This window comes from Pollutibacter soli, from assembly GCA_029269725.1.
GTDB lineage: Bacteria > Bacteroidota > Bacteroidia > Chitinophagales > Chitinophagaceae > Pollutibacter > Pollutibacter soli.
In genome coordinates this window covers 57,286-74,122 of the sequence record JARJHS010000009.1, presented here as the reverse complement: position 1 = coordinate 74,122, position 16,837 = coordinate 57,286, and the positions used below count along the sequence as shown (strand labels likewise).

Annotated in this window: 14 protein-coding genes and 1 tRNA gene; 1 reads left to right on the top strand and 14 read right to left on the bottom strand. The window is 43.2% G+C overall.

Annotated elements, in window-relative coordinates; translation table 11 throughout:
- Window positions 1-100: 100 nt before the first annotated feature.
- From P2W82_RS19810 to P2W82_RS19765, 10 genes are all read right to left on the bottom strand, one after another.
- Window positions 101-523, bottom strand: a complete 423-nt coding sequence (locus P2W82_RS19810) for a hypothetical protein (RefSeq protein WP_336517670.1) — start codon at window positions 521-523, stop codon at window positions 101-103.
- Between the two features lie 41 nt (window positions 524-564).
- On the bottom strand, window positions 565-1,485 hold the full coding sequence (locus P2W82_RS19805; RefSeq protein ID WP_336517669.1) for a heparin lyase I family protein: 921 nt from the start codon (window positions 1,483-1,485) through the stop codon (window positions 565-567).
- A 102-nt stretch (window positions 1,486-1,587) separates the two neighbouring features.
- Complete coding sequence (locus tag P2W82_RS19800) at window positions 1,588-2,310, bottom strand: heavy-metal-associated domain-containing protein (protein ID WP_336517668.1); 723 nt, start codon at window positions 2,308-2,310, stop codon at window positions 1,588-1,590.
- 75 nt (window positions 2,311-2,385) lie between these two features.
- Window positions 2,386-2,946: a helix-turn-helix domain-containing protein gene (locus P2W82_RS19795; RefSeq protein WP_336517667.1), complete on the bottom strand. Its 561-nt coding sequence runs from the start codon at window positions 2,944-2,946 to the stop codon at window positions 2,386-2,388.
- 305 nt (window positions 2,947-3,251) lie between these two features.
- Window positions 3,252-3,689 (bottom strand): hypothetical protein, encoded by a 438-nt coding sequence (locus P2W82_RS19790; protein ID WP_336517666.1) that lies wholly within the window; start codon window positions 3,687-3,689, stop codon window positions 3,252-3,254.
- A 75-nt stretch (window positions 3,690-3,764) separates the two neighbouring features.
- Window positions 3,765-4,772, bottom strand: coding sequence for a hypothetical protein (locus P2W82_RS19785; RefSeq protein ID WP_336517665.1), 1,008 nt, complete (start codon window positions 4,770-4,772; stop codon window positions 3,765-3,767).
- 24 nt (window positions 4,773-4,796) lie between these two features.
- Complete coding sequence (locus P2W82_RS19780; RefSeq protein ID WP_336517664.1) at window positions 4,797-5,837, bottom strand: L,D-transpeptidase; 1,041 nt, start codon at window positions 5,835-5,837, stop codon at window positions 4,797-4,799.
- A gap of 111 nt (window positions 5,838-5,948) precedes the next feature.
- A complete protein-coding gene (locus tag P2W82_RS19775) occupies window positions 5,949-6,311 on the bottom strand; it encodes a VOC family protein (protein WP_336517663.1) in 363 nt (120 codons plus the stop codon).
- 344 nt (window positions 6,312-6,655) lie between these two features.
- Window positions 6,656-8,833 carry a xanthine dehydrogenase family protein molybdopterin-binding subunit gene (locus tag P2W82_RS19770; protein WP_336517662.1) on the bottom strand — a complete coding sequence of 726 codons (2,178 nt, stop codon included), beginning with the start codon at window positions 8,831-8,833 and terminating at the stop codon, window positions 6,656-6,658.
- A gap of 5 nt (window positions 8,834-8,838) precedes the next feature.
- Window positions 8,839-9,297 (bottom strand): (2Fe-2S)-binding protein, encoded by a 459-nt coding sequence (locus tag P2W82_RS19765; protein WP_336517661.1) that lies wholly within the window; start codon window positions 9,295-9,297, stop codon window positions 8,839-8,841.
- A gap of 139 nt (window positions 9,298-9,436) precedes the next feature.
- Here P2W82_RS19765 and P2W82_RS19760 point away from each other — a divergent pair, with 139 nt between their 5' ends.
- Window positions 9,437-9,877 carry a hypothetical protein gene (locus P2W82_RS19760; RefSeq protein ID WP_336517660.1) on the top strand — a complete coding sequence of 147 codons (441 nt, stop codon included), beginning with the start codon at window positions 9,437-9,439 and terminating at the stop codon, window positions 9,875-9,877.
- Window positions 9,878-10,482: 605 nt separating this feature from the next.
- Here P2W82_RS19760 and P2W82_RS19755 read toward each other — a convergent pair.
- The 4 genes from P2W82_RS19755 to P2W82_RS19740 form a co-directional block, all read right to left on the bottom strand.
- Window positions 10,483-10,704 carry a hypothetical protein gene (locus P2W82_RS19755; protein ID WP_336517659.1) on the bottom strand — a complete coding sequence of 74 codons (222 nt, stop codon included), beginning with the start codon at window positions 10,702-10,704 and terminating at the stop codon, window positions 10,483-10,485.
- A 396-nt stretch (window positions 10,705-11,100) separates the two neighbouring features.
- Window positions 11,101-11,175, bottom strand: a tRNA-Val gene (locus P2W82_RS19750).
- A gap of 261 nt (window positions 11,176-11,436) precedes the next feature.
- Window positions 11,437-13,299, bottom strand: coding sequence for a RagB/SusD family nutrient uptake outer membrane protein (locus P2W82_RS19745; protein WP_336517658.1), 1,863 nt, complete (start codon window positions 13,297-13,299; stop codon window positions 11,437-11,439).
- A gap of 18 nt (window positions 13,300-13,317) precedes the next feature.
- Entirely contained in the window at window positions 13,318-16,509 is a 3,192-nt protein-coding gene (locus P2W82_RS19740) for a SusC/RagA family TonB-linked outer membrane protein (protein ID WP_336517657.1), read from the bottom strand.
- Window positions 16,510-16,837: the final 328 nt, after the last annotated feature.

Genomic DNA, 16,837 nt, shown 5'->3' with positions numbered 1-16,837 from the left:
CCTTCAAAAATAATTCAGTACAACTTTTCCGCACAAGGGTTTTGAGTAATTATGCTTTCTTATTGAGCATTAATTGAAGAATGGATTTGCGTGGGCGGAACTATTGTTTCCTAAAGAACATTCTGCCATGCCCACACGCTGGCTTTTCACTGTCCCAGCTGCCTTCCAGCGTCAAGCCAGCATTATTATCTGCTTTCATCAATTTCAGTTTCATTCTTTGAAAGCAGGTTGATTCCCTCTTTCTGGGATTGAGCAATTTTACTTCTTCCAGAAAGACTGAATCTTCCGGTCCGACAACCAATGAAAGTTCACATTGCGCCTCAAAGCCTGATAACCTGGTATAACTATATACCTTGTATCCGCTATCAGGCACCCCGATAAATTCGATCGTCAGAAATTGTTTGGCGTTTCCCTGGCGCTTATCTGTGTCTTCAACAAAGTACCCTTTCCAACGGCCTTCGAGTGGCTGTGCTGATAATTGTATTGAGAAAAGTAAACAAATGGCGCAGAGAAAAAATTTCATGTAATAAAATTAACCAGGAAATTCCGGACGGAGTGTCGTTTTCATTTTGAAGAAGATGATATGAAGCGATTGAAATCCTCAATGCTGGCTTTTGAATTCAGCACAATCAGGTTATCATAATAAGCGGTGTATTGGGTATTGCAGATCCCTGTGCCTTCACCCTGCCCCGTGCTGTCCATCCAACTCCATTTGTAAAGGCCCTGTAACCAGTATCCTTCTGTTTTTGGACCGCAATCCATGCTGAAATTTGCGCCCTTGTATTCGTAGACTTGTTTGAACTCAGCTTCAGTTCCTTGTACCCATTGATACAATTCCATGAAACCGGTATCATCATCTGCAAAATTTCTGTGTACTACCCAGTACGTCCAGACTCCCTTCTGAATTGGATTCAGGTACTGGCGATATTCCCTTCCACCCTGGGGATATTGCCGTGTAGCCTGCCATTGTGCATTTTCTATTTTCAGGTAAAAACTTGGCGGACCCTGTGCGTTTGGAAATTTAAAATCATACGCGACACCGATCGGCCGATTGTCATCACACCAATCTGTCGGGAGAAAAATTCCCACCATCCACCAGGCAGCACCGGAATTTTCTTTGCAATCTTCTCCGGTATATAATTCTGAGCGTACCCCGTCATTTGATGAAGGATAACCCGGTTGTTTTGTAATATTCATCCGGTAACATTTCTTCCCGAATAACGGTGTCGGTGCACCGAATTCACCAGCCGATACCAAAGTTATCGAAGAGCCAAGGTCTGTTTTGCCGAAGGTGGCCAGATTTGCACCACCGGTAACCATCATATAACCGGGCGGCTTACCAGATTTCTGCTTTTTTGGCGTAGGCCAGTTGAAACTGGGCACCTGTTCGGCATAGTCTGCCTGCACAATTTTATCGGGTGTAAACTGAGCGCACGCAATATTGAATAAAGAGAATACTGCAATAAAAGAAAGGTTGAATTTCATACCAGGCTTCGGGAAGATTATCCGTATTCAAGATACTACTAATCATTTTTTCTGTCAACGCTATGAACTGTTAATTTCCCGTATTGAAAGTCACATCTTTTTTTAGATCATTGCCAGGATCATGATTAAACTCATGACAATCATTAATCCATCTTCAACTATAGTAATGGTGCTCATCGGCAGATTAAAGACAGCGCCGAGACAGGCACAGCGGATCTTCTTTTTATTCAAAACAGATTGAAGTACACCAATTAAACTGATTGTCATTACCACAAACGTAATGATGTTTGTCGCCAGTGGTTGAAACCCTGCCAGAAAAGACAGGCCAAGTCCAAGCTCAAGAAATGCATAGACATAACCCCAGCCCGTCCATTTTTTCGCAATGATGTCATAAGTCGAGTAAGACTCTGCAAAGCCTTTCAGATCGAGCATCTTGAAAAAAGAAAAAATGATAAAAAACCCGACCATGAAATGATTCATCCACCGCATCCAGAGAAATGATCCTGCGACCCATTCTGTGATCACGGTTATTCCTGTGATAAAAGCAAAAATCATCAGTACAGGCTTATAGGTATTCAACCAGCCTTTAGTCTCCCTTACTGGTAAGGTAACTTCTTTTGCCTGGATAGTATACCGGCCACCATTTTTTAAGAACACATCCTGGAACTCTTTTAGCGGAATATGTTTATCCATTTCAATCATTGCCGATTGATCCGCTCTCGAGATCTGTACAGATTGTACATGAGGTATTTTCAGAAGTGTATCTTTTACTTTGGACTCACAACCTCCGCAGGTCATGCCTGTAATTTCGTATGTATGTGTCATTAGGAATCTTTCATACAAAATTACCCTGCTGTCGGGGCGAAGCTGTTACAGAATTTTGGGAAACTTTTACAGGATTTACAGTTCTTCGATATTGCGGCGCTTGTGTTCTTTAAGCGATTTGTAATAGCTGGGCGTAAAACCGGTGATCTTTTTAAATTGATTTGAAAGATAAGCTACGCTGCTGTACCCCAGTTGATCTGCAATCTGGGAAAGCGAAAGTTCATCGTACACTAAAAGTTCTTTTACTTTTTCGATGCGCTGATGGATATAATACTTCTCAATCGTAGTGCCTTCTACTTCGGAAAACAGGTTGCTGAGATAGTGATAGTCCTGGTGAATGTTTGAAGATATGTACTCCGATAAATTAACGCCCGGTGTTTCGTCTGAATGATGAATCAGCGTAACTATGAGATTCTTTATTTTTTCTATAGTCTGACTTTTCTTGCTGTCGATGATCTCAAAACCATTTTTCCTCAATGCGTCATTGAGTTCTTTCTGTTGCTCTTTTGAGAGTTCTTCTTCCACTTCTACTTCGCCCAGTTCGATATTATGCGGATGTAAACCGGATTCCAGCAAAGTTTTTTCAACAGACATCTTGCAGCGACTGCAGACCATATTTCGGATGTACAATTTCATAATGAATGGAATGGAAAGGCAAATGTATTGCAAGAAACGTTGTTATAAGTTATACACAGAATGCAATAAAAGACATTCTTGCCTAAAGCTTTACTTTCAATGTAATTGCCAGGCGATTTTGCCTGCAGGATACAACCCGGAAAGTGTAAATCCGTTATTTCTCATAATCTGTAATGCCGGTGTCCTGAGTATTGTTTAGAATTTTGGTCTCATCAAGAATTACTATTACAAATCTAGAAGTGCAAGAAAAACCAAATCACGCGAAGGATTTCCAAATTCAGATTTTATTTCTACCGTAAAGACATTCACCCACCCCCCTGCCTGAATTTCGTGCCGGAAGGCAGCATCGCAACTATCGTATCATAAATGGGAGTCAGCATATTCCAGAACCAACGATTACCATCTTTATCTGTCTCACCACAATCGATAACAGAACAATTGCGAATAATTTTCTTCAGGTCTACATCAATATTCAATTTCTGAATAAACCTATCGACAAGAGCAAGGATATGTTCTGCGTATACATGCCCAAGAATCTCAACGGACAAAGACTTCAAACTGATATCCAGAGCCTTTCCAAAAATTCCCTTGTACTCATTGAGTATTGCGTTCGAAACAATTTCCACATTTGTTTTGACATTGTCAGACAACAAATTCCAGAGAGCATTATCGCTCATAAGATGTATTGCTCCGTCTTCGAAAGAAACGCTAAGCGTATAACCATTGATCAGAATTGTTTTCACCTGTATCATTTCTGAAACGCATCTCTTTTTTGAGACGATTCTTTTAGATGATGTTATGAGGTAAATGGATGTATGTCAGGATACAGAATAACCGGATTTTTTCAATTCAGTTTTGATTTGCTGATCGCGTTTTGATTTGCCCGTGTAAAAAGAAAAATTCTTCAAAGAAGAGGGTAATCCCCTGTTCAGCATATCATCAAAATCAATACTGGTGACATTGATGAAAAGTGAGCTCAGATTTTTGAGTTGGGCCAGTCCATTGATTTCTTCCAGCGATTTGCAATTTGCAATTTTGAGTTCTTCCAAAGTTTGCTGACTCTCTCCAAAACTTATTGACTGCAATTGAGCAAGGTCTTCAAACCTTAACTGTCTGAGTTTTTTAAATGCAGAAAGACCCGACAAATTGTTAAATCCCCGCACCAAAACCATCTCGAGACATTCAATATTATTTTCTTCAATTTCCCCAATATCTTCCCTGGAGCCGAGAAGCAACCGGAGTGTATGGAGATGGCGAAGTTTATTAACAAAATCAAGTTTTACCTTTTTGATTTTGTTGAGGGTAAGTTTCTCTAATACTACAGTGCCACCGATGGCTTCAATATTTTTTGTTTGCTCGTGCAAAATGAGGATTTTTAACTTCGTCATCGATCCCAAATACTCCAGGTTGATATCGTTCCTGGCAGTATTTCCAATGCTTAGTTTCTCGAGTTTTGCAAAAACCGGATTTGAAAAAAAATTTTTATTATCCAGATCATCCGGATCGAGTGAGAAAGATTTCAGTGACGAAAGATGGGTGAAAGCATCCGTATGCACCAGCACTGCTTCGGGATCAACGACAAGACTTTTTACATCCGGAATATCATGGAATAAATGGCAATCAAATGTTGATGATCGATGTCCATAAAAACGTATGCTGAATCTCTCGTCATTTACATTGCAGATCTCATTCAGATCAGAAAGCATTTGCCTGGTATAAATTGCATCCGAAAATTGAACAGTAACTGTTGCACCCTGGTTCAAAAGACAGGCAATATAATTTTTGTCGATAAAATTTGGATTGTCAATCAACTCGTAAGCACTCATAATAAAGGGAAACGATTGAATTTTTTAGTTGCTTTCTGGTGATGATGTGAGCACCGTAAGCGGAACACCAGTGGTTGTATTTTCCAGAATCGGCGCATCAGTAACCACAACTGAAGTTCCTTCGTTGATTGCGGGAACCAGAAATTTCATAAAATCTTTAGGAATTCTAATGCGCTTATCGTTCAACGGATTTTCAAACCTGTCATTCTCATAATTCAGGCTGGTGAAACTCATTGCAATCCATTCCCTGATGGCGTTTCCATCTTGTGTATTTACCGCCGATTTTGGTGTTTGATGGGCTATGAGTATATGGGTGCCGATCGAGTCCTGAGGGTTTTGAATGGTAATTATCGACCTGCCTATTTCTATTCCATTGCGCATCACAATGAGCCGCTGATCTACACGGCTGAGGACGATGGACACCGGCCCGTCAGGAGACAAATCAGGTTGCCAGTAATACGTCTGGTTGATATTCATTTTAAGTTCCATGGCCACTTTTCCTTTTTGATTTACCGGTGCGAGAAAAGCCGGATGGTCAACTTCTTTTGGAGCAGTTTTCGAATTCGCCACTACGACGGTCATGCCCAGTGGCGAGGCCTGGAAAAGAAGTCGCGCAAACTCAGAAGGCAAATGGATACATCCATGCGATGAAGGATAACCGGGTAAACCTCCCGCGTGAAGGGCAACCCCATCATAAGTTAACCGCTGCTGGTAAGGCATAGCAGCATCATTGTATTTACTGGAATGATGGTTCGCATCTTTTTGAAGTGTAATGAAAACACCGGTAGGCGTAAGATGACCTGGTTTGCCACTGCTTACAGTAGACTCTCCAATCTGTATTCCGTTCCGGTAAGTATATGCGCGTTGTTCATCCAGGCTCACTACCACCAGTATCGGCCCTTGCGGAGCAATATCCGGCTGCCATGTAAATTCACCCGGCTTAAGATCTTTTGATGGTGTTTCGAAAGGTAAAGGTCCTTTCGCCCCCCAGAATGGGACGCGTTGCGATTGCCCTTCACACAGGCCCGCACACATCATCAAAACAACAACCAGTATGTTTTTCATCGCCAGAAAATTTATCCAATGTACAAAACGATGAAATACAAATACTAAATTTTTATAATGCGGATTCGGGATGCTACTTATAACCTGATTTCGGAATAATTCATTTCCGTATTATCTCAACCATTCCGGTGATTCATCGGTTGCCTCGTTAACCTTAATCAGAAATCCATCGGGATCACGGAATTCGATCATGCGCATTCCGAGATGCGAAGGCTCGGGTCCGCGAAAGGGAATTGATTTAGCATTCAGAATGTCAATCATTGCACCGAGATCGTCAGTTATGTAACTGGTGACAATTTGTTTTGCTGCAAGATGAGCTGCAATATTTACATCAACTCCTCCTACTCCACTGTTGAACACTGCAAGGTGATCATGCTGATGTACGATCTCCGGACCCAATACCTCATTGTAAAAGACCCTGCTTCTGGCAGGGTCCATAACACCGGATTCAATTTCGGGTAATCTTATTTTCATGTGGAGAGATCATCGTTGTTCGTTCATCGTTGTTCGTTGTTCGTTAAACATTCTCCGTAGGATTAGGTAGTTATACTGACAAACCCGTTCAGGTCTGGATTTGAATAATAATTATACTGTATTTTTCCCGTTTCTTCATTCCCGAACTTCCCGGCTTACCGTCTACTTCATTTTAAACGAGTAACAATGATATTCATCAGAGATAGACGGGAAGCCGGAAATTGCGGTAAGAAGCGGGAAATAAAATTCACTCACATGGAAATCACGATCATCATTCAGCTGCAATTTAACGCTGTATTGATTGATCATCTATTCTACCTGATCCTAGGTTTTACGTTTCACGTTTACGCCGGCTTCCCTGAGGGTTTCACCGAACTCTTCACTGGCGGTTTATTAAACAATGGTTCTTCGATGAAAGGTTGATTCTTCATCCTTGTACCTGTTGCCTTGAAAATAGCATTAGCTACAGCACCTCCAGTGGGCGGTAGTGCAGGTTCGCCAAGACCCGTTGGATCAATTTCATTTTCTACAAACCAGGTTTCCACTTCCGGTATTTCCTTCATACGCACGAGCCGGTAATTATTGAAATTACTTTCCTGTGGTACTCCATCTTTAAAACTCAGTTTACCGAACATCGCGTGACCGTATCCGTCAACGATGCCACCTTTCACCTGTTGTTCAGCGCCCGATTTATTGATCACTACTCCGCAGTCGCAGGCAGCAATTACTTTTTTAACAACAGGTTTTCCCGCTTCCATGGCCACTTCAGCCACCTGCGCAACATAGGATGCATGGGAGAAATAAACACTGAAACCCTGGTGTACGCCTTTCTTCTCACCCCATTGGGATCTCTTTTTCACTTCATTCATCACAGCCTGGAAACGGTTGGGATTGTATTTGACAGCACCGACGGGAGAAGTTTTTGCTTTTTCAAGCAATTCATTTCTGAACGTAAATGGATCTTTTCCAGCTGCCTTTGCTACTTCATCAATAAAACTCTGTTCCGCAAAAGCAAGGAAATTGGTGATCGGCGCGCGCCATGCACCTGTAGTGATCGGTGATTGATAATCCACTGACTCAATCAGCAGATTTTCAACTGCACCACTAGGAAAATTATCTTCACGTACAGCGTTTCCAACATTGATACCCACTCCGCGAAGCTTATAACCGATAAGGTTACCCGAAGCATCAAGTGCCGCTTCAAAACGATAGCGAACAGCTGGCCTGTAACTTCCCCCCATCATATCATCTTCTCTGCTCCAAATCAGCTTTACCGGTTTTTTTATGATGGATGATAATTCTGCCGCTTCAAGAACATAATCAGATTTGAGCCTCCTGCCGAAACCACCACCAAGCCTGGTAATATCAACAGTGATTTTCTCCTCCGGAACATTCAGCAGTTTGGAAACAGCGGCCCTTGAAGAAGCAGGTAACTGAAGCGGACCAACAAGTTCGATTCCATCTTCGCGGACGTGCGCAAAGAAATTCATTGGCTCCATCGGACTGTGCGCAATGAAGGGACATTGATATTCATTGCGGATTACCTTCGCTGCAGATGCAAATGCCGCATCCACATTGCCATCTTTACGCTTTACCTGAGGCTTGTCGCTGCTCATCATTTCAGTAAATATTGCCTGGTGATCAGCGGTACTTTCCAGTTTACTATCATGCTCATATTCAATTTTCAAAACTTTTTTGGCTTTGAAAATTTCCCATGTTGATTTTCCTACCACAGCAACATTATTTCCAAACCTCACGACTTCGGTTACTCCCGGCATGGCTTTCGCAGCCGTATCATCAACCGATTTTATTTTACTTCCGAATGCAGGCGGGCGCTGGATCGTTGCGAACACCATTCCGTCACGATAAAAATCAAGTCCGAACCCAGCTTTTCCGGTAACAATCTTTCTGTTCTCAACATTTTTAACCCTGGTACCTATCAGTTTAAAATCTTTTACTTCTTTCAGTTTCACATCGGTCGGCACCGGCAACTTAGATGCTTCTTCAGCAAGTTCCCCGTAGCTGAACCTGGTTCCGCTTTTATGAATCACAAATCCATTTTCTGTGGTGAATTCGTTATTCATCACATTCATCTTTTTAGCGGCAGCATCAATCAGCATTTGCCTTGCTGCTGCTCCTGCCTGGCGAAGTCTTTTCCATGAATGAGGCACGGCTCCGCTACCACCGGTTAATTGACGATCGAATGCCTTTGTATCCAACGGCGCCTGAACAGCTTTGACTTTCGTCCAGTCCGCATCCAGCTCTTCCGCGACGATCATCGGAAATGACGTCATGATATTCTGACCCAGTTCCGGATTCGGCGACATGATTGTTACTATACCATCAGTTCCTATGGACAAATAGTTATTGAACTGAAGATTGCCCGCAAAATTGGATGTGTTGATAATGGCGGTGACTTCCGCTTCTGATTCCAGCCAACTGAAACCAAGAATCAATCCACCACCGGTAAGGGAGGAAATTTTCAGAAAATTTCTCCTCGATGCTTTATATCCTGTTGACATTTTTTTCAGATTTTTTTACTTGCAACAATAACGGCTTCGCGTATACGATGATAGGCACCGCACCTGCAGATATTTGCATTCATGGTATTCACCACTTCATTTACTGAGGGTTTGGCATTTCTTTTCAGAAGTGCGGCCGCCGTCATGATCTGACCTGCCTGGCAGTAACCACACTGCGGTACATCTACCTCTTCCCAGGCCTGCTGTACCGGATGATCGCCATTTTCTGACAATCCTTCGATGGTAGTAATAGCGCCGGTTTGTACTGATGAAACCGGCATCAGGCAGGAACGGACAGCATTACCATTCAGGTGTACGGTACAGGCGCCACACTGACCAATTCCACAACCGTACTTCGTACCCGTTAACCGGAAATGATCACGCAAAACCCACAGCAGCGGCGTATCTTCCGCCACATCAGCCTGCATTTTTTCCCCATTGATGTTTAATGTGTACAAAGGCATAATCTTCAATTTAATCCTTGAATTTACTTAAAATATCACTGCGGTGCTTCTGTTGGTAAAGATTAACAATAGTTGAAATCTGATATAGCCGGAAGAGATTAGGCGGGGATTAAAAGTTTTGAAAATCTATATTTGTGTAATGACGCATCGCCTTACGGGAATACTATTGCTGCTGTTTTTTGCATCCTGTTCAGAATCACACAACGGGATCCCGTTATCGGAGTTTTCATACAACGGAAAAACGAAGAATGAATGGATCGTCAACAGGATTCCCGTGTATGGTACAGGTAAACGTGATGGATGCGAGATATTAAAAGAAATTTCATTGGAACTGGAAAATTCGGGCAATAGATATACTGGTAGAATATTCGATTCCAAATCGGATAGTGGCCTCGCCAATGTAAAAGTTATGATTCGTTATGCTGATGGAACTGCGCCATCGGAAGCAATCAGCGATCAGGATGGAAAACTTGATTTTACTGCTGATGAAATTTTCGAAAAATTGATCATCTGGCAAACAGGATATCGTGTATTGGTTATTCAATCTCACAATAACAAGCTTCAGGCCCTCGTCAAATGACTCGAACCTGAAGCACTATTTACTATCAACTGTATTTCTCCTACAGTCTGCCGCATGCCTCCACCGACTGTCTTTAAGTATTTTCCCCGTTAGCAAATCCCCTTTATTCACCCTGCAATAAGAATTGCCAGGAATGAGAACATCTGTTGCAACCATTACGCGATATACACATATCCGATAACTGTCAAAGCAGTATTTGATCCAAACCGGTACCACACATCAGCAGTTGATGTATTACCTCAATTGCACGAAACTGCTGTTGGTGATGCCGCTTGCATAAACAAGGTTTCATTGGCGAGTCCACCGCAGGTAGCCGACTACGTTAGTACAGTTGCAATTGCGCAGAGATCGGTTAAAGGCGGATTTGTTACGCAATGCTGAATCCGAAATTCGCTCCGGATGGAGCCGTTTCAGCATTTGTATAATCCTTACACATTAAGTATTGGCAATGATCAAAGGAGAAGCGGAAGGAGTAACCAGCGAGTATGCACTAATGCAGGCGATGCTCGCCATTGATCAGCAGCTTCCTGAAAAAAGCTGAATGCGGATACCTGCATCGTGATACCGGGAGTTCCAGTTCCCATGTTGGCAACGGCAACGGTGGGCTATGCTGCGGTCACCACAAACCATGCATTCCCACAATTCCCGGGAAGCCCTGCGGTGGAGGTAGCCGCTAACAACGTTTGCCCTGTCAGGCGTGTATAGGTTATTCCCGGTGTTAATACGCTTGTGTTAACACGCAAATCGTTTGCCGGTTGTCCATACAATAGCACCGGAACGGAAACAACCAGTATCGCCGCCATTATGCGACGCACTGTATTTCCCATAGATCGGGTTTTGAGTTTTTTAAAGGATACCGGATAACCTTTACCTGGATTATCTCAATGTTACAGGCTGACTTCCTGAATGACAACAACTTTTAAACCCCAATTTTTAAAAAATATTGATTGCTGATTTGGCTTTTCGATCAGAGGTCGACCTAAGTGCTTAAAAAGTTGACTTTTCTCAATGATTAGATTGATAATGAATTAAAATGGGTTTTAAAACAGATCATGAATCTGAGACTTGCCGAAGTACCGGCCGACCAGTACTGCAGAATAGTATATTTAAAGGTAGAGCTGTAAGAGGATAGCCTATTGAATCAAACGCGAAGCGGTAGTATTTGTGAAGTTCCGAAAACGATCCGGAAGGTTGAACGACGAAATGAAGAAGCCGAAAAAAAGTGGACTGCACTGGATTCGAACCAGTGACCCCTACTCTGTCAAAGTAATGCTCTGAACCAGCTGAGCTAGCAGTCCTGACGAAACCTCAAATATAGGAAATGAACAGGGAGTATTCAAAGAGAATCAATCAATGAAGGCGATATATCATTTATTGATGATACCAATAAGCCAATGGTAATGAAATGAGAAATGCGTTTATATATCTGCTATCCTAATTGAAATGAAAAAGGAGGAAAAACCAATGGGTTAATCCTCCCGGGGCAGCCCCCTTTCTTAATCCAACTATTAAACAAACGAAACAGAACCTGCAGGCCTGGTTATTATTTTAATGATTCCTCAATAGCCAGGATTCTGGGGAAATACCGGTCCTTCTGTTACACGATCGATCTGATCCTGGGGTATTGGTCTTAACACATGAAATGGTTTGATATTGGTGCCCGCTTCCACAGGGTTCCAGGCAGCAACCCGGGTCAAGAGTGAATTGGTTCTTACAAGATCCCACCAACGAAGCCATTCGCCATAAAATTCACGTGTACGCTCATCAAGAATAAAATCCAGCGTCACGTCGCCGGGACTGATCACCATAGCAGCTTCCGCGATTGCCTGTGTTATACCAGCCGGGTAACTCGTTCTGAATGCTGCACGTTTTCTAACTACGTTTATCATTGCTGCCGCATTTACATTGTCACCTGCTTTAAATGCAGCTTCCGCGGCAAGGAGATATACATCAGAAAACCGCCAGATAACCACAGGCCTTGTTGAAGGATCATTAAAATTAGAAGCAGCCCTGAACGGATCATCAAATTTTTTCAACACAGGAAAATAAGAGTTAGAGTGAAGACTGGGTGGAATAATGATGCCTTTAAAAGCTCTTGAACCATCAAATTGCGGTGCACCGGTAATTTCATGATCAGGCATCCAGATGGCTGTATCTGAACCTACCGTCATCGAATAACCGATTCCGCGACTGTTGTTTGCAGCTCCGGCCGTGTTGCTGATATTGGCAGTGTTTACAATCCATACGGTCTGAAAAGTTTTGTCGTAACGCGAATCATAAACTCTTTCAGAAAATGCCTGGCTATAAAAATAGTTTTTGCCGGTATTGGGTCCTGTTGTGAGATTGGTACTGTTGGGTCTTATCCTGATATATGGGCGGCCATTCGCAACATCACGGGTCATACTCGTGGCACCGGAATTTACGAGTGCCCCGGTATTCGCATCTTTATAGGAATTGATGCCGCTGTTGGATGGATAATTCCAGCGATTAAACCAGGGTGTGAGATTCTGCGCATTGCCTCCTGAAGCACCACCTCCCAAAGTATACTGGCCATATCTTTGATCACTACTGTGGTCACTTACAAACAAAGTTTCTCTTCCGTAATCATTGGTATTGACACTGAAAGGGCCAGGTTTAAACACGTCAGCATAGTCCGGCCATAGATCAAGGTTATATTGCGCCCTGTTGTTGATAAGATCATTCAGCACGGTATAAGCCTGTGTGAAATCGCCAGCCTGTCCCGCAGAAGACCATCCACGTGTGAGATAGGTTTTCCCAAGTAGATAAAGCGCAGTGGGTTTTGTAGCTGCCTTTCCCAGAAACGGTGCGGTTGGTGTATTTGGAAGATCTGCGGCAGCCTCAGTAAGATCTTTTATTATTTGCGCATAGACTTCGCCTATGGGCGCACGTGAGTCGGCCGATGACGGTACAGTTATAAATGTTGTGTGTAACGGAACATCTCCAAATGTGATTACGAGGTGATAGTACCAGAAAGCACGAAGAAATTTTGCCTGAGCGAGATAAGAAAGTCGTGTGGCTTCAGGCAACTCAACTGTCTGTCCATACTCAAGCACACCATTAAGCGTATTGATATCCTGGTAAGCGATATTCCACCAGCCATTATTCATTGCACCCGTAGTGAGATTGTTATAAGTATAAAATGGCGCAGTACTGTTGCTCGCCCCCATTAATGTTTCATCCGTTCCTCCCACTGATTGCAGACTAAAACCTTCTGTACCCCACACGCTGCGCAAATCATTGTACACTCCGGCAATACCGCCAAGAACTCCGGCAGGACTGTTGAAAAATGAAGGAACGATACCTGATTGCGGTTTCTCCTGGAGAATTTTACTACATCCGGCTGTTCCGATTACCATGAAAAATATCAGCAGAAATCTGTTTATATGATTAACTCGTTTCATTATGTAAAAATTATCAGGTTAGAATTGTACATTGACTCCGAAAATAAATTGCTTCACAGCCGGGTTATTGGCGTTTACGCTGATCTGTCTTCCCTGCTGCGGCACACTTCCTGAAATAGCAGGTGTACCAACGGCACCTCCATATCCATTTCCCTCGGGATCAGGACCAAGACCGTCACGCACAAACGGGGAATACAAAACAAAAGGATTGGTAATGTTAACATACAAACGCAGTGATCGGACTGCCTTGCCGACCGTTTTTGACGGAAACGTATAACCGAAGTTGATGTATCTCATTTTAATAAAGGAACCATCATGATATCCGAGCGTTGAAGAATAGATCATACGATCAGTACCTGCATCAGGAGCAGGGAATCCATTGGTAGGATTCGTTCTCGTCCAGTAATTTACTTTCACCTGGTTGTTGCGTCCCTGCATAAAAAATGGGAATCCGTTGCCACCACCATCCGCCGTGACATAAGGCACCAATACCTGCATTCCCATTCTCGCGAAAATCAAAAATGAGAGATCAAAGTTCTTGTAGGAAAAGCGATTGGTCATACCAGCTTCCCATCTTGGTTGAAAATTGCCAAGGATCTGGCGATCGGCTGCATCAATTTTATTATCACCGTTCAAATCTTCAATCCTTATCTGACCCGGATATTGCACTGGTGACAGCTGCTGCGCAAGAGTTCCTTTTGAAGAATCATCCAGTTGCCAGATGCCAATTTTTTTAAGATCGTAAATAACAGTCAGTGGCTCGCCAACAAACCATCCATTGGATATATCCTGTTTGATATTTTCATTCTGCAACTGTTCAACTTTCTCCCTGTTGAAAAAGAAATTCAGGTCAGTACTCCAGGTAAATCCGCCGGCAGAACGAATGTTAACTGTGGTCAGATTTATTTCAAGACCATGTCCGCTTGTTCTTCCGAGATTCCTTCTCGTTGTTGCGGCCCCGTTACTTTGCGGAAGATTAAAATCAAGGAGGATGTCTTTTGTTTTCTGCTCATAGATATCTACACTACCCATGATCCTGCTGTTAAACAATCCAAAATCAATACCGATATTCCATTGATCAGTTGATTGCCATTTGAGACTGCTGTTGGCAAGCGTTGTTACAACATATGCAGGTTGCTGGCCAGATGATCCCTGTCCAAAATTATACGTACTTGCTGTCAGCAAACCCAGGGTTGCATAAGGTGGAACACCCTGGTTAGATGTTTTCCCCCAGCCTCCGCGGAATTTAAGATTACTGACGAATTCTACATTACGCATAAAAGTTTCGTTTGACATATTCCATCCGACTGAAAAAGCAGGATAGGTGAAATACTGGTGGCCGGGGGATAATGCTGATGAACCATCCGTGCGCACGGTTGCGGTGAACAGGTAGCGATCATCATATGCATAATTCACGCGACCCATATACGATACCAATCCTCTTTCAAAAAATGAATTGGTACCAGCCGTTGTATTAGCCGTTACTGCATTTGCAAGAGCAAAATTGGAATTGAGAATATAATCTGCCGGAATTCCTACCGCATTAAAACCGCTGTTCTGAAAATGATCCTTTTGTACACTGAACAAGGCAGTTGCGCCAACGCGATGCTTTTGTTTGAACGTTTTGTCATACATCAGCAGATTTTCGATTGTATATGTCCATGCTTCTGCATTGCTGATAGATGCATTGGACGCTGCCTGCGATAAATTATTATTGGTGTAGGTTCCCGGACCGTTATATCCAGATCCATTATCCTGCCTGAAATCCAACCCAACATTCAACCTGTATTTTAATCCATCAACAATCATCAGCTCACCATAAAGACTGTTGAAAGTTCTCAGTCTCCTGTTGCGGGCAAGGATGGCATCTTCCCTGGTAATCAGTGTTAACGGACTGATAGCAGCAGCATCAATAGATCCCACCTGTGGCTGAAGGTTCACGGAACCATCTTCATTGTACGGTGCAGCAAGGGGAGTTGTTCTCACTAAACCACCCGGAACACCAGCGCCGCCAGGTGTATTTGTGTATGATAATGTATTCAGCGTATTCAATCCAATCCTGATCCGGCGGCCAATGCGGTGATCGATCGTTGCTCTCAGCGAAAAGCGTTGGAAATTCTGATTAGGGATAATACCTTCCTCGTTAAAGTATCCGGCGCCCAGACCAAATTGAGTATCGTCATTGCCGCCGCTCAGGCTCAACTGATGATTTGTTATTAATCCTCTTTGGTAGATCAGGTCCTGCCAATCAGTTGAAATTCCTTTTGATAATGCGTCCTGCTCAGCTGCTGTAAGTGGGTAAGAAGTTGTACCAGCACTTGTGGGCCAGCCGGTTCGGTTATACGTTGCCGCATCTTTTTTAAACTGCGCGTATTCTTCTCCGTTGAAAACATCCAGCTTCCCCATAATTTCTGAAAATCCGATATAACCGTCATAACTAAGACTTGCTTTTCCTGTTCGTCCTCTTTTAGTGGTGATAAGAATTACACCACCGGAACCGCGGGAACCATATATCGCCGTTGCCGATGCATCTTTAAGAATTTCAAGATTGGAAATATCTTCCGGGTTAATATCATTTAAACTTCCACCATAAGGGATACCATCAAGTACAATCAGCGGATTATCCAATCCATCAGCTTCGCTGGATGTTTTTGCCAGTGAACGATTTCCGCGAATCCTGATCTGGTTGCTGGCACCTGGAGTAGCGCCATTGCTGATGATGTTTACTCCGGCAGTGCGACCTTTCAGCTGATCTGCGAAATTCGGCGATGCCATTTCTCTCAGGCTTTCACCTCCAACACGCACAACCGCACCAGTCACATCGCGTTTTCTTTGTGTTCCGTATCCAACTACCACAACTTCTCCGAGGCTGCCAGCAGCAGATGCAAGAGTGGTGTTAACTACAGATCTTCCATTTACGGGAACTTCCCGTGACTCAAATCCTACTCCGGAAAATACCAGGGTCGCATCATTTGCCGCGGTGATCCGGAAATTTCCATTGTCATCTGTTGTCGTCCCATGAGTAGAGCCTTTAACCAGTACGGATCCCCCTTGAACCGGTTGACCGTTTTCACGGATGACACGACCTGTTATGGTCAAATTCTGCGCATGCGTTATTGCTATTGCTGCAAGGAACAAAGTAAAAAGCAGCAACTTTCGCATGGCAGAAAGGGTGCTCAAAGGTTTAGATGGAGATTCATTTTTTTTCATAATGCTTGTTTTGGCGTTGATAGTTGAGGTTTGTCTGGTTATTAAATGCGTAGTGAACCGGAACCGGCTGGAACAGTGCCGGATGATAATGAAGGGAATCAACCCTGGCTGAATTCGGGGGAGAAAACCGCGAAAAGCGGACATGCACAGCCGTAAAGCCGACATATGCATATGGAAGCTTTTGTTTCATACAACAACTCGTTTGGCTGGGAAAAGCCTTGTGAAATCAGCTCTTTGGGGACCTGACAGTCACTAATGTAAGGCATTTTTTAAAAATTGCAACCGATTGCAATTTTTTTTTCGATTTTTGCTCCCGTTATTTGTAAAC

Bases quoted from the DNA above. Each gene is read 5' to 3' on its own strand.
- P2W82_RS19810 (WP_336517670.1), bottom strand. From the start codon at position 523: ATGAAATTTTTTCTCTGCGCCATTTGTTTACTTTTCTCAATACAATTA.
- P2W82_RS19805 (WP_336517669.1), bottom strand. From the start codon at position 1,485: ATGAAATTCAACCTTTCTTTTATTGCAGTATTCTCTTTATTCAATATT.
- P2W82_RS19800 (WP_336517668.1), bottom strand. From the start codon at position 2,310: ATGACACATACATACGAAATTACAGGCATGACCTGCGGAGGTTGTGAG.
- P2W82_RS19795 (WP_336517667.1), bottom strand. From the start codon at position 2,946: ATGAAATTGTACATCCGAAATATGGTCTGCAGTCGCTGCAAGATGTCT.
- P2W82_RS19785 (WP_336517665.1), bottom strand. From the start codon at position 4,772: ATGAGTGCTTACGAGTTGATTGACAATCCAAATTTTATCGACAAAAAT.
- P2W82_RS19780 (WP_336517664.1), bottom strand. From the start codon at position 5,837: ATGAAAAACATACTGGTTGTTGTTTTGATGATGTGTGCGGGCCTGTGT.
- P2W82_RS19775 (WP_336517663.1), bottom strand. From the start codon at position 6,311: ATGAAAATAAGATTACCCGAAATTGAATCCGGTGTTATGGACCCTGCC.
- P2W82_RS19770 (WP_336517662.1), bottom strand. From the start codon at position 8,833: ATGTCAACAGGATATAAAGCATCGAGGAGAAATTTTCTGAAAATTTCC.
- P2W82_RS19765 (WP_336517661.1), bottom strand. From the start codon at position 9,297: ATGCCTTTGTACACATTAAACATCAATGGGGAAAAAATGCAGGCTGAT.
- P2W82_RS19760 (WP_336517660.1), top strand. From the start codon at position 9,437: ATGACGCATCGCCTTACGGGAATACTATTGCTGCTGTTTTTTGCATCC.
- P2W82_RS19755 (WP_336517659.1), bottom strand. From the start codon at position 10,704: ATGGGAAATACAGTGCGTCGCATAATGGCGGCGATACTGGTTGTTTCC.
- P2W82_RS19745 (WP_336517658.1), bottom strand. From the start codon at position 13,299: ATGAAACGAGTTAATCATATAAACAGATTTCTGCTGATATTTTTCATG.
- P2W82_RS19740 (WP_336517657.1), bottom strand. From the start codon at position 16,509: ATGAAAAAAAATGAATCTCCATCTAAACCTTTGAGCACCCTTTCTGCC.